We start from the raw sequence: 14494 nt of genomic DNA on the forward strand, positions 1-14494 counted from the left end.
TCTTTTCAAATGAGAAGAGCGCTTTTCTTTTGTCACAGAACAGGATAAACTGGTATAGAGAATGAATGTACAGGTTAATATACTGTATTCCTTATACATTCATGCATAAAGGCTTTTTGTAAATGCCAGGAACGGAGTGAATGTGACTTGCTTTATCGCAATGTTTTCAAACCTATGTTATTTCGGATGGACCCGGAAAAAGCACATCATATGGTTATTGGAGGTCTGGGCGCGGGAGTGCGTATACCAGGCACATTAGCTGCTATGAAGTCGATGTATGGGGTGACAAGTACACCAGATATGACGACTGAATTGTTTGGACTTTCATTTCCTAGTCCTGTTGGTCTTGCGGCAGGGTTAGACAAAAATGCTCAGGCTGTTCCAGGATTGTCTGCGTCAGGTTTTGGATTTATGGAAGTCGGAACAGTAACACCCAAAGCACAATCCGGTAATGAATTGCCACGTTTGTTTCGCTTGCCTTCAGATGAAGCGCTGGTGAATCGAATGGGCTTCAATAATGAAGGGGCAGCTGCTATGGCAGGAAGACTGCGTTCATTGTCTTCAAGACCTATTCCTATAGCAGTCAATATCGGTAAAAATAAAGTAACGTCTAATGCAGATGCAGCTAGCGATTATGAAACGTGTATTCGCACATTGTATCGATATGCTGATTTTTTTGTAGTTAATATTAGCTCACCTAACACACCTGATCTGCGAAACTTGCAGCATGGTGATGAATTAAAAGATTTGCTCAGACAAGTGATGGGTGAAATGAAACGACAAGCGAAGCAAAATGGCATGTCCAAATCGGTACTGGTCAAAATTGCACCGGATGTCAACGATAATGAACTTGAACATATGGTAGATACGATTGCTGCAAGTGGTGTAGCAGGTCTAATTGCTACCAATACTACGCTATCTCGTGATGGATTGACTCATCAGCATGCGAGTGAAGCAGGTGGACTAAGCGGCAGACCACTAACCAAGCGATCTACAGAAATCATTTCTCAAGTGTATCGTCAGACTGAAGGTAAACTGCCAATCATAGGTTGTGGAGGCATTTTCTCAGGACAGGATGCTTATGACAAAATCAGAGCGGGTTCTAGTCTGGTCGAGATTTATACTTCATTTATCTACGAAGGACCGGAAGTGACCCGGAAGATACATATGGATATCCGGGAGCGTATGCAACGTGACGGATTCACACACATTTCCCAGGCAGTGGGAGCAGATCATCATTAATCCAATATACCCTCGACTCAATGAAGAGGTCATAGACTAAGGAGGCATGAAGATGGACGGAAGAGACTGGGGATTATTCTTGCTTCCCTATGAGCAAGCGGTTGAAGAATTAAAAGTCAAGTTCAAAACAATGCGTTCAGAACTTAAAAAACGTCAGGAATATGCACCGATTGAATTTGTAACCGGTCGTGTCAAAAAAATATCGAGTATTCTGGATAAAGCCAAACGTCTAGATGTACCGATGGATGAACTTGAAACTGGAATCGAGGATATCGCCGGCATCCGTATCATGTGCCAATTTGTAGAAGATATTCGTTGGGTTGCCCAGTATGTACGTTCTCGCAAAGATTTAACAGTGTTATATGAAAAGGATTATATTACTAACTTCAAAGATAGTGGATACCGTAGCTTCCATATGATTGCTGAATATCCGGTGCAGACCGCTTTCGGACAAAAAATGGTGCTTGCTGAGATTCAGATTCGTACACTTGCGATGAATTTCTGGGCAACGATTGAACACTCTTTGAATTATAAATACCATAACAGTCTACCGGACGATATTCGTAGTCGACTCAAAACAGCGGCGGAAGCGGCGATGGTGCTCGATAACGAAATGTCCAGTATTCGTGAAGATATTTTATCCGCTCAGAAAAGCTTTGAAGATGATTCCAGTATTGTGCATCGAATTCTGACGGATATCCACAAGTTGTACTTCTTCCATCTGATTGTAGAAGCGATTGCTTTCCGCAAGCGGTTTGATGAATTATGGCAAGAACATGATTTTGAAGGGCTCAAAGAATTATCCAGCGATATCAAAGTCATGCTTCGAGCAGAGTCAGTTAAAGTAAGTGGAGAAGAAGATGAAAGCCAATTTTGAGCCGCTGTATGTAGCATATCTGGTCTACTTTAATCGGGATCGCGATTATTTTGAATGTCATGAAGTGCTGGAAGAGTTATGGCTAGAGAAACAGCGAGAACCGGTATATCAGGGATTGCTACAAATTGCAGTTGCACTCTTTCATTTCCGCAATGGAACAGTGAATCATACCTATAATAAAATCGCTGGTGCTGTCAAAATGATGAAAAGCAGTTATAACAAATTACTGCCGTATCAACATCATGCACTCGGCATTAATATGGAAAAACTAATGGCAGATGTGCAATTGTATATTGAGCGACTAGAACATTATCAAGAACAACCTTTTGACTTTTATGACCTCAATATCCAAATCACAGACCCATTATTGCAAAAAGAAGTAGACCAAGCGTATCAGACCATTCAACCGAATCTACCGTTACGCACAGGCTACGAACGAGGTCCTAAATCCAAAGAACTCTAGCGCTTGGAAGTAAAAGCGCGACCCAGTCCAATCAAAAGTGATTTTTGCGAAGCAAAATATCTTACTTTGAGCGCTTGGAAATATAAGCGTACACACTAAGCTTGCCACTATGGCAAGCTTTTTGGTATGAGTAGCTTTAAACTATGGTAAAATAAAATGACGTTTGTCTGGATGTATACAGATCAATCGATCTATTATCAACCTCAATTAAAGGAGAACGACCCAATATGGCTTTGCAACTCCCGCCGCTATTCGTGCAGCGGATGCAAGATTTGCTCGGTGATGAATTCCAGTCTTTTATGGATAGCTATCAACAATCACCTCATGCAGGCATACGCATCAATACACTCAAAATCACCGATCAGGATTTTCAACATATAACTCCATTCGCATTACGTCCGATTCCGTGGTGTCCTACCGGATATTATGTAGAAGAAGGAACAAGACCGGGTAAGCACCCATATTATCATGCAGGACTTTACTATATTCAAGAGCCTAGTGCTATGGCTCCTGTGGAAGCGCTAGATGTACAGCCGGGTGATCGGGTACTTGATCTATGTGCCGCTCCTGGAGGCAAGTCTACGCAGATTGCAGCGGCTCTACAAGGACAAGGGATATTAGTGACCAATGATATCAGTGCAGATCGTACCAAAGCCCTTGCTAAAAATATGGAATTATACGGTGTTCGTAATGCCGTCGTTTTGAATGAGACACCCGAGCATATCGCAGAGCAGTTTGCAGGATTTTTCAACAAAATATTAGTCGATGCGCCTTGTTCAGGTGAAGGTATGTTCCGTAAAGATGAAGATATGGCACGCCAGTGGGTCAATCATTCGGTTGAACGCTGTGCAATGATGCAACAAGATATTTTGAATATTGTAGCTAAAATGTTAGCTCCCGGTGGACGAATCGTATATTCGACGTGTACGTTTGCACCTGAGGAAAATGAGCGTAGTATCGCTGTATTTCTAGATCAGCATGCTGAATTTCAAGTGACTCCACTACAAAATGCAGAACATTTTGCATCCGGTCATAGTGATTGGGCGCAGCAAGTAGAACATGAATTACAAGCAGGTACTTCCATGTTGAGTGGGACTGCTCTGGATGTAGACCATAATGAATCTTATCAGCCTGTATCTACAGCATCACTCGAACAGACAGTGCATAGTGCTCGATTATGGCCACATCTAATCGAAGGAGAAGGGCATTATATTTGTGTGCTGGATCATCAAGGAGAAGCGGAACCTGTAGCAAATCATCCTGTGATGAATATCAACCCACAGTCTACATTCTCCAAAACATATACGGACAAACCGAAACGTGCCGAAAAACGACCATCTACGAAAGACCAACACGATTGGAAAAGTGATCGCCGTTCAGGTAAGAAAAGCAAAGACTATCGTTCCGATGCAAAAGCTCCATCAAGTGATCACAATGAATCATTGTCGATGACAGAAGTGATTCAAGAATTTACAGATCGTGAATTGAATCTAACATGGTCGCAGAACTGGATTCATTTTGGTGGACGTATTTATCAATCACCGATAACAGAACAGCAACTCAAAGGGCTTAAAGTGGTCAGACCGGGTTGGTTTGTCGGTACGATAAAGAATGGACGCTTTACACCGTCTCATGCTCTTGCTACTGCGCTTCAGACCACCGAAGCCAAGCGCTCTATCCAGCTTCAATCGAATACTACTGAAGCTGTCTCCTACTTAAAAGGAGAAACATTAACAATCGAAGAACAACGTGTAGAACGTGCTACAGATATTCCACCTAAAGGCTATGTATTAGTCTGTATTGACGGTTATTCGGTCGGATGGGGAAAATGGTTAGAGGGTATGCTCAAAAATGAATATCCAGCAGGATGGAGATGGACATAAAATTTATGAAAACATCAGTTAAAAAGCAACGCGTAGACAAAATATTAGGAAATCTAGGCTATGGCACACGAAGCGAACTCAAACGTGCCGCCAAACAAGGACGCATCAAAGTCAATGATGAGGTTGTCAAAGATAGCGGATTACAGATCGATCCTTATCAAGAAAAGCTAGAATTTGATGGAGAACAAGTGAATTATCGTGAATATATTTATTTGTTGATGAACAAACCGCAAGGAGTAATCTCAGCTACTGAGGATCGTCATGACTCTACGGTGGTGGATTTATTGGATATCGAATATCAGGTATTTGAACCGTTTCCTGTCGGTCGCTTGGATAAAGACACTGAAGGGTTGCTACTGATCACCAACGATGGTCGATTAGCCCATGAACTGCTATCTCCACGCAAACACGTTCCCAAAACATATGAAGCTGACGTACTGGGAGAAGTGACGGAAGAGGATATCGTTCAATTTAGCAAAGGGGTTACTCTTGAAGATGGTTATGTAACGTTGCCTGCTGAATTACAAATTCTTAATCACACGCCAAGTCCAGAAGGAACCATGTCCCATATCCGCCTCACTATCTCAGAAGGCAAATTCCATCAAGTAAAACGCATGTTCGAATCTGTAGGCAAAAAAGTAACATTCCTCAAGCGTGTCTCTATGGGCGCTTTACAATTAGATCCGACGCTACCAACTGGAGAATACCGTGAACTTACCGCTGAAGAGTTAGTTCAGATTGGACGAGGAACTGAACAATAAATTTAAGGACAGGTGAACAATGACATACCGTTTAATTGCACTCGATATGGATGGAACTCTTTTAAATGATCATCATGAGATTTCACCACAGACCGCACAATCGATCAAGCAAGTAGCCGCTCAAGGCGTGGAGATCGTATTTTGCACAGGTAGAACACCTATTAACTCGATTCCATACATGGAGCAACTCGGATTACACGAAGATGGCTATGTGATTGTCCATAATGGGGCAGCCACTGTTCATGCAGGTACCCGAGAAATCGTGCATCAATTTCCGTTAGCCGCGCAAGGGCTTGATCCCTATATTCAGTACTGTAAGCAACATGATATCCATTTTGATATCAATACAGCATTTGGGTTGTACGTGGATTCAATTGATACATTACAAGCAGATGCAGGTAAAATGTATGATAACTTTCTAATGACACCTCAAGTATTACCACCGTGGAGTGAATTTACAGAGCCTGTGCTCAAGCTAAGTGCTTTTGCTACAATTGATCAATTAGATCAAGCTTATGCAGAATGGACAACATGGAATCCAGAGTTCAATATGTTGCGGAGTGGTGAGTTTTTTATCGACCTCATGCATCCTCAATCTTCCAAAGGAGCATCGCTACAAGCACTTGCTGAAAGTAAAGGGATCGCCTCTTCGGAAGTGATAGCGATCGGTAATTATTTTAACGACCTTTCGATGATTACGTATGCAGGACTTGGGGTTGCGATGGATAATTCTCCTGCTGAAGTCAAAGCCGCCGCAGATGAGGTGACGTTATCTAACAACGAAGATGGTATTCATCACATTTTGGTCAAGCATGGACTGATATCTGTTTAAATTTTGATTAGCCGCTCTGTATTTTGAGCGGTTTTGTTGTGTTGGTTGACTTCAATACATGGTACAATCAATAATTATCAGCATACAGGAAGGAGGAACAATTTTGAGATTGTTGCAAGCTTTGTTTTTTCCTCCTGAACAGCCAGGGGGCGTATCGTCCATGATCCCTTATTTGCAGGAACGGTTCAGTTCTGCACGCTGGGAAATGGAATTATTTTCTTTGCCCAAACGGATTCGCAACAAAGGAAAAGAAGACGTTGTTTTTGAAACGTTTGATTGGACGATCTATAGTGAAAGTCCTATAGTAACGAAGTATATTCAGACGTATAAAGATTACCGCTGGTGGGCGAAAATGCGATTGAATAAACCGTATGATCTTATCCATTCTCATCATCCATTAGTCGGCATGGTGATGAAAGAAGTATTTCCAGAGACGCCGCTGGTACAGACCATTCACTCCAGTTATGAACGTGAACTGATTTTGAATGGTAAAATCGAACGTGGTGGACTGGAAGATCAATTTTTGACATCATTGTACCGTGAACTAGAACATAAAACAGATATTTTAATGACGGTATCTCATTCGTTCCGTCAATACTTAGCGCCTTTTTTAGATCATCCTGAGCACGTCAGAGTATTACCGAATGGATTCGATGAGAAACGATTCAAGCCGATCGCTCATGAAAATGAAGTGGCTCAGCTTATCACCGTATGTCGCCTTGTCCCTGCGAAAGGTCTAGACACACTACTTGAGGCTTGTGCGCTTCTCAAACAGCGTGGACAAGCGTATGTACTGCATATTATCGGGGATGGTCCAAGTCGTACTGATCTTGAAGACTTAGCGAAAAAGTTAGGTATTTATGAAGAAACGATTTTTTATGGATATACCTTACATCCAGAAGAATTTATGCCTTTCTTTGATATTTTCGTTCTGCCTTCGCGTGCTGAAGCATTTGGTTCCGTGTTTGCTGAAGCAGCACTTTGTTGGTTAGCATTAGTTGGAACCGATATTGGTGGTATAGCCGAGCAGATTGAAGATGGTGTCAATGGATTATTAGTTCCACCGGAAAATGAAAAGTTGCTTGCAGATGCGCTTGAAAAAGTCATCAATGATCCTTCGTATCGTTATGAATTGGCACGCACAGGCTGGGAAAAAGCCAAAACACAATATTCATTAAGCCATATCGTGAATGAACTCAAAAAGTTATATTTGGAATTTCAACCTGAAAATTCAGTAGAATCTATGTCTCAGTTATCGGTATTACCGAATGAGCCAGAATAGAAAAAAGTAAATCACAGCTTTGATACATGATATGATGACACTAAAGAAGCACCAGAATACCGGTGATGGGGGACGGAGAATATGGAAGAATTAAAACAACGTATTTTGGCAGAAGGATCAGTTATGTCTAACGATGTACTAAAATTAGATGCCATACTGAATCATCAAGTCGATCCGCAACTGATTATGCGTATGGGCAAAGAGTTTGCGGATTTGTACCGGACAGAAGGGGTTACCAAAGTGGTTACCGTTGAATCTTCAGGGATTCCGGTCGCTTTCACAACAGCTTTTGAACTGGGTGTACCGCTTGTGTTTGCACGTCGTAAAAAGACATTGCTTGCTGATCCCGATTCATTGATCGAGCGTGTGCCTTCATTTACCAAAGGGATTGTGACCGATATTATGCTATCCCGTCAATTTGTGACCGAGCAAGATCGTATTCTATTTATTGATGATATTATCGCTAATGGAGATGCCGCTCGCGGAATGATTCGCATTATTGAACGCTCCGGTGCAACGTTGCTAGGCGTAGGTATTGTAATCGAGAAATGCTTCCAAAGTGGAGCACAAGCGATTCGTGATCAGAATATTCGTCTGGATTCACTGGTCAAAATCACTTCACTTCAAGATGGACAAATTACATTCGGGTGATCCAAAGTGGTATCATACACGTAGTTATGATGTAGATAGACAATTACAAATAAGTTCTAGTTGAATCAAATTTGTTGCAACAAAGTCTTATATTCGGTAAAGCAGATTCCGATATGTTACAATATAACCCATATTAGTGCTTGGTGATCTAAGCGCAATTGTCACTACATTTACAAATATCTTGAACCTTTTGTTGAAAATGTGAGCAATCTCTTTCCAAATGGGGTATATTTGTCTTATAATAAAGATATGTTATCGAGGGGAGGCAGACCAATGGGGAAAGAACCGATTACTGAAGAGTTCTTCATCAAAAAACTAGCCGATGCAAAAATTCACTTCGAGCGTGCTTTGGATTGTAAGCACACTGAATTTGATGACCTGTATCCCTATATGATTGAACATCCTCAGTTCTTTTGGTATAAACGCTATGTTGCCTGGTCAGAACTGTTGACCATTGTAGGATTGTGTAAAGACCTGGATTTTGCATGGGAGCAAGAATTTTCAGCTCACCAAGTAGAATATGTAGAACAACGTGTGATGTCAGCTAAAGTGCTTGATTTTTGGTTCGAGAAAAACGATACCAAAGAACCTGCACAGCGTTAATCCGCTTTAGGAAAATCCTTTGTCGTTACAGTCAACTAGAATCTACAGACATTTCAACAAATTATCAGACCTAAATGGGATTTCATTTAGGTCTTTTTTTGTACAGATAAATATAACCAATAAGAGGGTGAATTGATGATTACAGATGATGAATTAGATGCATACCGTGTATCCGGTGAGAAAGTCCGTGTCGTGCGTGATGATATTCGAGAAAATGATATTCGTGGCATCGTTGTAGCATGGGATGATGAGCAGGTACTGATTCGCCGTCCTAACCGTAACGTTGTTAAATTAAGTCGTAGCTATATTTATCAACCTTCCAAAGAAGAACGCCGGAGTCCGCTAGATGAAATGGATAATACTACTCAGCCAGCATCTGAGGAATAAAGCATCATCCAAATAAAAGCAGTCAAAGAGTTATATAAAGTTACACAAAAAAGCATCTATGAACATCTGCCCACAAGACAGAGATCATAGATGCTTTTATTATATAAAAGCCATTCAAGGAGTTGAATGAAAATGCAGACTAGCGAAATGTGTGGTTTCACTAAAATCAATGGATATGGAATCTAGACGGTATTTAGATAGTAACCCCTAGAATAACTGTAATTAACCAAGTGTACCTGTACGATAAGGACGATAACCTGAATAACGAGAAGGTTCCCGTAGCTTCGTGTTATTAGACACTGTTGCAGGATGTGGAGAACCTTGATCTTCATAAGACGAAGGTGTATGAGTAGCTGGAACAGGAGACAATCCCAGATAAGCACGCATCCGTTCATTCGCTTCTTGATGAAATTCAGTTATTCCTAACTGAAATACGCCATGATGACCACTACAAAGAATCTGAGCTTCAATATGAGTAGGAGATTGATTAATCTCATATAATCGTAAATTATGACTACGCAGATCACGACGAACTTCTGACAACAATAGATTAGTGCGGTCAATACCGCTACGAATCACTTCCATATATAATTCGGCAGACGGCAATTGATCACTTTCTTCTAACGACTTTGCATCACGATCAAATTTCTTTTGAATATAAACAAGCAGCAGATAGCTTTTTACCAGAGATCGCTCTTCTTCAGATAAAAATACAGCCATTCATATCACCACCTAGTATAAGAACTTATGTTCTTATTATATGGTATAACTTGTAAAGATACAATACTTTGTTCGTAAAAAAGGCGAACAAAATAAAATAATATTCGCTGTTAGCAGAATTTCATATTTTTGGAATACTCTATTTGACAATGATCATCTATATTTTATAATTAACATCATTATCTACTTTGAAAAGCCGAAAGCTAACCTTCTTAGTGTTCATAAAGGTCAGTTTTGGTGAAATTAGAAGAAGAGACTATTGATCCGCCATTGCCGATTCCTAATAACTAAGATGAATAGTGAGCAACATTTACAATATAGGGAAGTACACATTCAGGTACATAGCGGAGTAATAGGATCCATTCGACCAACTATTTGATGAATTGGAAGGGGAAGATCTTCATGACAGAACGCATATTTATCAGCCCAGGAAAATACGTACAGGGTAGAGATGTTACCGACAAAGCAGGAGAATACGTTAAAGGCATTAACGATGGCAAAGCATTAGTTATTGCTGATGATATTGTCTGGGATATAGCAGGGAACCGTGTATTGGAAAGTTTGGACAAAGCTGGCGTACAATACACCAAAGCCGTATTTAACGGCGAAGCTTCAACAAATGAGATTAACCGCCTAGCAGGACTTGGTAAAGAAGGTCAGGCAACGATCGTTATCGGTGTAGGCGGTGGTAAAACGTTAGATACCGCCAAAGCGGTCAGCGATCAGTTGGGTGGGTACAGTGTTATTATCCCAACAACAGCGTCTACCGATGCGCCAACCAGTGCACTTTCTGTTATTTATTCAGACGAAGGTGTATTTGAAAGTTATAAATTTTACAACAAAAATCCTGACTTGATTCTAGTCGATACCAAAACGATTGCAGGCGCACCGCCACGCTTCTTATCTTCGGGTATAGCAGATGCACTAGCAACATGGGTAGAGGCTAGAGCAGTAATTGAAGCTCGCGCGACAACCATGGCAGGCGGTTTAACAACGATTGCTGCTGAAGCGATTGCTCGTAAATGCGAAGAAGTATTGTTCGATTATGGTGTACTTGCTTATGAATCAGTTAAACGTAAAGTGGTTACACCTGCGCTTGAATCGGTAGTTGAAGCCAATACACTACTCAGTGGACTTGGATTCGAAAGTGGAGGTCTAGCTGCGGCACATGCTATCCATAATGGATTCACTGTATTGGATGGAGAAATTCATCATATGACACATGGTGAGAAAGTCGCTTTTGGTACTTTGTCACAGTTAGCTCTTGAGAAACGATCTATTCAAGAAATCGAACGTTATATTGCTTTCTACATCAGCTTGGAATTGCCGGTGACATTGGAAGATCTACATTTACAAGATGCAAGCGATGAAGATCTTTATCGTGTAGCTGAAGCGGCGACCAAAGCAGATGAGACGGCTCATAATCTGCCTTTCCCTGTGACTGCGGCTGATGTGAAAGATGCGATTATTGCGGCGGATCAATATTCTAAAGCATACAAAGCTAAATTAAAAAATCAATAAAATTATAGTTTAATACATTACACTTTGAATGATGCATATAGTGGTACATTTATAACTATGTAGTGCATCCACTTTATAATATAGAAGTCAGTGTATAATGACGAACATTTTAATATGATAAATAAAAGCCTTCTTTTGCCATAGATTTGGTGAAAGGAGGTTTTTTTGCTTTCATTATTCGACATTTTCTGATAGGGTAGAAAAGATAGGATATAAGAATATAGAGAAGAAAACGTATTTTTTTATCCAGTAAATAAAGATGGTTGCGTAAGTGCAGGAAAGGTTGTTGATATGAAGAAGTTTGCATTGGCATCGTATCTGATGTATTTTCTAGCAGGATTAGTGGTGACTACCATTGGAGCGATTATGCCGCAGTTATTGGGGCATTATAATCTAAGTTATACGGAGGGTGGAACACTGGTATTTATCGGTTCGATTGGATTCTTAATCGGAGTTCCATTGTCTGCTTATATGATGCATCGATTTGGTGAAAAGGTTACCCTTGCAAGTTCAGCGCTTATTATTGCGGTCACCCAGAGTATGATGCTCACTTTACCAGAGTACTCATGGATTACCGTATTGAACTTTTTTAACAGTCTCAGTGTATCTGCGATTGAAGTTGTTGTAGCGGCTCTCGTGATGGAGAGATTTGTGAGTCGGCGAGCGGTGACGATGAGTTATTTGGAAGTATCGTTCGGTCTTGGGGCGCTCGGTATGCCTGTTTTTGCAAGCGGTTTTATTGCACTAGGGCACTGGCAATGGGTATTTGCAGTTACTGGATTGATCTCGCTAGTGATGGGGATTGTATGGATGCGTATTCAATATTCCCGAGAAGAAGAGACATCATCCAATCAAGCAGTCGATGCCGTAGAAGTTGCGCCTTCAGCTACGGTAACAGGAAGACATAAAATAGTGTTATTAAGCATATTTTTGCTGATGATTTTTGTGTATTGTGGAATAGAAGGTAGTCTGAATAATTTCTTATCGTCTATCTTTATTAGTTATTTTGGCAGTTCGGAATATTATGCTTCGATTAGTATTGGAGCGTTCTGGGGAGCCATGGTTATCGGGCGACTGGCAACCAGTTGGATCATTCGCCGTGTGAATTATAGTCGCTTCCTATTGATTAGTATGTCACTGAGTCTCTTGATTCTGCTGGCATTTCTCGTCTTCCGTCAAGAATGGGCAGGCTATCTATTAGTACCATTGTTAGGATTTACGATGTCAGGTGTGTACTCAATTACGATGGTCTATGCGAATCATACTTTACCTAATATGGCTCGTACAGTAACCAGTCTGATTACCGGATTTGCAGGCTTTGGTAATGCTGTATTCCCTGTACTGATCGGCTATACATTGGATCGTGCACCGATTCAAGTGTCTTTGATGTTAATTGCAAGTTATGCTGTGGCTTTCTTAATTCTATTGCTTATTATTATGGGCAATTATCGCAAATGGAAACGCGTAGATGCAGATGAAGCAATCAAGATATAACGTAGTCCAAACTTATATTTGACTAGATCCAATCCTGAAAGCTGTTCAATATGAATAAGGAGGCAGAATTTGTATGAGTAATCTAGGAGTATGGGAAGATGCAGAACCAGGAGTAAAACGTTGTATTCTGAATGCCGATGGTGGCTTAATGATGATGGAAGTTCATTTTACCAAAGGCGCAGAAGGATACCAGCATCAACATCCTCATCAGCAGATGAGTTACTGTCTGCGTGGTTCATTCACATTTACGATCGACAATGAGCAGACCACAGTCACGCAAGGACAGTCTATTAATATTCCTCCGAATGCGTTACACGGAGTCATTGCACTTGAAGAAGACTCTGCATTGTTGGATGTGTTTACTCCGATTCGAGAAGATTTGTTAAAATTGTAAATAAAGATCGAGCTATCTCTTTACACTTGATGAAGAGGTAGCTATTTTTATATCCTTATTCAAGAAGGATGCACGAATAGAACATATAGAAGTATCCCTGATGTCGCTGGATTGATATGGTAAAATAAACAAGCATGTGCATGTAACCTTTATTTCTAAGTTTAGATGAAGATTAGAGAGATATAGGGGTTACTTTTACTTTCATTTTACGTTATATTTAGAAAAATTTACAAATAGATGCATTAAATTTAAAATTTTAAACAAACTTGTGTGATATAAATGGTAAAGAGAATACTTGTTACCTATAATGTGTATATGACGTTATAAGTTAACAACGTTCATCCAATACGAGCTACATAGGAGGCTGGAAAATGAAAAGATTTTTGTCCACAGCACTACTTGCACTCATGTTAACGGTTGTCTTCTTTACCGGCTCACAAGTTACACCTGTTGCACAGCCAGAAAAAGCTTCAGCAGCAACGTGTACCATTATCAACACGTTCACAGGTGTATCGAATTACATCAAAGCGAACAAAACATTGCCATGTAACTTTATTACGAAATCGCAAGCATCTGCGCTTGGATGGGTTTCTTCTAAAGGAAACTTAGCAACAGTCGCTCCAGGTAAAAGTATTGGTGGAGATGTATTCAGCAACCGTGAAGGATTACTTCCAACAGCAAGTGGACGCACATGGCGTGAAGCAGATATCAATTACACTTCCGGCTTCCGTAACTCCGATCGTATTTTGTACTCCAATGACGGTCTAGTGTACAAAACAACAGATCACTATGCTTCATTTACAAAAATGTAGAACATAAACGTTGTTCATAAGCGTATGCCAGAGCAGATCATTGCTTCTGGCATATCGCTATGAATAGCACTTTAGGATGTAAAGGATGATTAAAGATGAACATGGTAACAATCAATGGCGAGGACTTTCATACCATCGCTGAACTACACGAGACACTCCAACAGAAGTTAGAACTGCCTGAATTTTATGGAAAAAATCTAGATGCTCTATGGGATTGTTTAACAGGTATGGTCGAATTGCCATTACAAATGGAGTGGCTCAACTATGATCTTAGCCGTCAACGTCTAGGTGACAAAGCAGATCAAGTACTAGGTGTTCTAGAAGAAGCTCAAGCGGAAGGCAATGGCTTCCGGATATGGGTAAGGGATCAAGTGGAAGAGTGAATATAGAAGGTTCGGATCGGCAATATAGAAATGAAGAAAAAGCTGTGCTCACAGGAGCGACAGCTTTTTTTGTGATTATTGTTTTTGTAAATTAAGTTTAAATTTGTGAATTAAATAAGACATTCTTTTTTAAATTACTTTACAGTAATAAAAATAAATTTTATAGTTATAAGGAAATAAAAAAAAAAA

Annotated in this window: 16 protein-coding genes; 15 read left to right on the forward strand and 1 reads right to left on the reverse strand. The window is 40.4% G+C overall.

Annotation, left to right across the window (positions count from 1 at the left end; genetic code table 11):
- Positions 1 to 147: 147 nt before the first annotated feature.
- The 10 genes from PaeCFBP13512_RS08600 (at position 148) to PaeCFBP13512_RS08650 (ending at position 8981) form a co-directional block, all read left to right on the forward strand.
- Entirely contained in the window at positions 148 to 1242 is a 1095-nt protein-coding gene (locus PaeCFBP13512_RS08600; protein ID WP_083243496.1) for a quinone-dependent dihydroorotate dehydrogenase, read from the forward strand.
- A 52-nt stretch (positions 1243 to 1294) separates the two neighbouring features.
- Positions 1295 to 2119: a GTP pyrophosphokinase gene (locus PaeCFBP13512_RS08605; RefSeq protein ID WP_069327814.1), complete on the forward strand. Its 825-nt coding sequence runs from the start codon at positions 1295 to 1297 to the stop codon at positions 2117 to 2119.
- Positions 2103 to 2582 (forward strand): DUF309 domain-containing protein, encoded by a 480-nt coding sequence (locus tag PaeCFBP13512_RS08610; protein WP_069327815.1) that lies wholly within the window; start codon positions 2103 to 2105, stop codon positions 2580 to 2582. Before PaeCFBP13512_RS08605 ends, PaeCFBP13512_RS08610 begins: the two co-directional genes overlap by 17 nt.
- Positions 2583 to 2809: 227 nt before the next feature.
- The gene (locus PaeCFBP13512_RS08615; RefSeq protein WP_137222464.1) at positions 2810 to 4465 is read left to right on the forward strand and encodes an RsmF rRNA methyltransferase first C-terminal domain-containing protein; all 1656 of its coding nucleotides are present in this window, start codon (positions 2810 to 2812) and stop codon (positions 4463 to 4465) included.
- A gap of 5 nt (positions 4466 to 4470) precedes the next feature.
- On the forward strand, positions 4471 to 5226 hold the full coding sequence (locus PaeCFBP13512_RS08620; RefSeq protein WP_137222466.1) for a pseudouridine synthase: 756 nt from the start codon (positions 4471 to 4473) through the stop codon (positions 5224 to 5226).
- A gap of 19 nt (positions 5227 to 5245) precedes the next feature.
- Positions 5246 to 6058 (forward strand): Cof-type HAD-IIB family hydrolase, encoded by an 813-nt coding sequence (locus PaeCFBP13512_RS08625; RefSeq protein ID WP_137222468.1) that lies wholly within the window; start codon positions 5246 to 5248, stop codon positions 6056 to 6058.
- A 103-nt stretch (positions 6059 to 6161) separates the two neighbouring features.
- Positions 6162 to 7340 carry a glycosyltransferase family 4 protein gene (locus PaeCFBP13512_RS08635; RefSeq protein WP_137222472.1) on the forward strand — a complete coding sequence of 393 codons (1179 nt, stop codon included), beginning with the start codon at positions 6162 to 6164 and terminating at the stop codon, positions 7338 to 7340.
- A gap of 81 nt (positions 7341 to 7421) precedes the next feature.
- Complete coding sequence (locus PaeCFBP13512_RS08640; RefSeq protein ID WP_069327820.1) at positions 7422 to 7991, forward strand: xanthine phosphoribosyltransferase; 570 nt, start codon at positions 7422 to 7424, stop codon at positions 7989 to 7991.
- 273 nt (positions 7992 to 8264) lie between these two features.
- Complete coding sequence (locus PaeCFBP13512_RS08645) at positions 8265 to 8594, forward strand: hypothetical protein (RefSeq protein ID WP_069327821.1); 330 nt, start codon at positions 8265 to 8267, stop codon at positions 8592 to 8594.
- A gap of 135 nt (positions 8595 to 8729) precedes the next feature.
- Positions 8730 to 8981 (forward strand): hypothetical protein, encoded by a 252-nt coding sequence (locus tag PaeCFBP13512_RS08650; RefSeq protein ID WP_137222474.1) that lies wholly within the window; start codon positions 8730 to 8732, stop codon positions 8979 to 8981.
- Between the two features lie 222 nt (positions 8982 to 9203).
- Here the strand turns inward: PaeCFBP13512_RS08650 and PaeCFBP13512_RS08655 are convergent, their stop codons facing one another.
- Entirely contained in the window at positions 9204 to 9701 is a 498-nt protein-coding gene (locus tag PaeCFBP13512_RS08655) for a hypothetical protein (protein WP_137222476.1), read from the reverse strand.
- A gap of 402 nt (positions 9702 to 10103) precedes the next feature.
- Between PaeCFBP13512_RS08655 and PaeCFBP13512_RS08660 the strand changes: the two genes are divergently transcribed.
- The 5 genes from PaeCFBP13512_RS08660 (at position 10104) to PaeCFBP13512_RS08680 (ending at position 14305) form a co-directional block, all read left to right on the forward strand.
- Positions 10104 to 11222, forward strand: coding sequence for a glycerol dehydrogenase (locus PaeCFBP13512_RS08660; protein ID WP_137222477.1), 1119 nt, complete (start codon positions 10104 to 10106; stop codon positions 11220 to 11222).
- 291 nt (positions 11223 to 11513) lie between these two features.
- A complete protein-coding gene (locus tag PaeCFBP13512_RS08665; protein ID WP_137222479.1) occupies positions 11514 to 12716 on the forward strand; it encodes an MFS transporter in 1203 nt (400 codons plus the stop codon).
- Positions 12717 to 12789: 73 nt separating this feature from the next.
- On the forward strand, positions 12790 to 13110 hold the full coding sequence (locus PaeCFBP13512_RS08670) for a cupin domain-containing protein (RefSeq protein WP_137222481.1): 321 nt from the start codon (positions 12790 to 12792) through the stop codon (positions 13108 to 13110).
- 371 nt (positions 13111 to 13481) lie between these two features.
- Positions 13482 to 13922: a ribonuclease gene (locus PaeCFBP13512_RS08675; protein WP_069327827.1), complete on the forward strand. Its 441-nt coding sequence runs from the start codon at positions 13482 to 13484 to the stop codon at positions 13920 to 13922.
- A gap of 95 nt (positions 13923 to 14017) precedes the next feature.
- Positions 14018 to 14305 (forward strand): barstar family protein, encoded by a 288-nt coding sequence (locus tag PaeCFBP13512_RS08680; RefSeq protein WP_137222482.1) that lies wholly within the window; start codon positions 14018 to 14020, stop codon positions 14303 to 14305.
- Positions 14306 to 14494 lie beyond the last annotated feature (189 nt).

It is taken from the genome of Paenibacillus sp. CFBP13512 (assembly GCF_005233705.1).
Classification (GTDB): domain Bacteria; phylum Bacillota; class Bacilli; order Paenibacillales; family Paenibacillaceae; genus Saccharibacillus; species Saccharibacillus nuruki.

Excerpts from the sequence above, each read along its gene's own strand:
- PaeCFBP13512_RS08605 (WP_069327814.1), top strand. The coding sequence starts at position 1,295 with ATGGACGGAAGAGACTGGGGATTATTCTTGCTTCCCTATGAGCAAGCG.
- PaeCFBP13512_RS08610 (WP_069327815.1), top strand. The coding sequence starts at position 2,103 with ATGAAAGCCAATTTTGAGCCGCTGTATGTAGCATATCTGGTCTACTTT.
- PaeCFBP13512_RS08615 (WP_137222464.1), top strand. The coding sequence starts at position 2,810 with ATGGCTTTGCAACTCCCGCCGCTATTCGTGCAGCGGATGCAAGATTTG.
- PaeCFBP13512_RS08620 (WP_137222466.1), top strand. The coding sequence starts at position 4,471 with ATGAAAACATCAGTTAAAAAGCAACGCGTAGACAAAATATTAGGAAAT.
- PaeCFBP13512_RS08625 (WP_137222468.1), top strand. The coding sequence starts at position 5,246 with ATGACATACCGTTTAATTGCACTCGATATGGATGGAACTCTTTTAAAT.
- PaeCFBP13512_RS08640 (WP_069327820.1), top strand. The coding sequence starts at position 7,422 with ATGGAAGAATTAAAACAACGTATTTTGGCAGAAGGATCAGTTATGTCT.
- PaeCFBP13512_RS08645 (WP_069327821.1), top strand. The coding sequence starts at position 8,265 with ATGGGGAAAGAACCGATTACTGAAGAGTTCTTCATCAAAAAACTAGCC.
- PaeCFBP13512_RS08650 (WP_137222474.1), top strand. The coding sequence starts at position 8,730 with ATGATTACAGATGATGAATTAGATGCATACCGTGTATCCGGTGAGAAA.
- PaeCFBP13512_RS08655 (WP_137222476.1), bottom strand. The coding sequence starts at position 9,701 with ATGGCTGTATTTTTATCTGAAGAAGAGCGATCTCTGGTAAAAAGCTAT.
- PaeCFBP13512_RS08660 (WP_137222477.1), top strand. The coding sequence starts at position 10,104 with ATGACAGAACGCATATTTATCAGCCCAGGAAAATACGTACAGGGTAGA.
- PaeCFBP13512_RS08665 (WP_137222479.1), top strand. The coding sequence starts at position 11,514 with ATGAAGAAGTTTGCATTGGCATCGTATCTGATGTATTTTCTAGCAGGA.
- PaeCFBP13512_RS08670 (WP_137222481.1), top strand. The coding sequence starts at position 12,790 with ATGAGTAATCTAGGAGTATGGGAAGATGCAGAACCAGGAGTAAAACGT.
- PaeCFBP13512_RS08675 (WP_069327827.1), top strand. The coding sequence starts at position 13,482 with ATGAAAAGATTTTTGTCCACAGCACTACTTGCACTCATGTTAACGGTT.
- PaeCFBP13512_RS08680 (WP_137222482.1), top strand. The coding sequence starts at position 14,018 with ATGAACATGGTAACAATCAATGGCGAGGACTTTCATACCATCGCTGAA.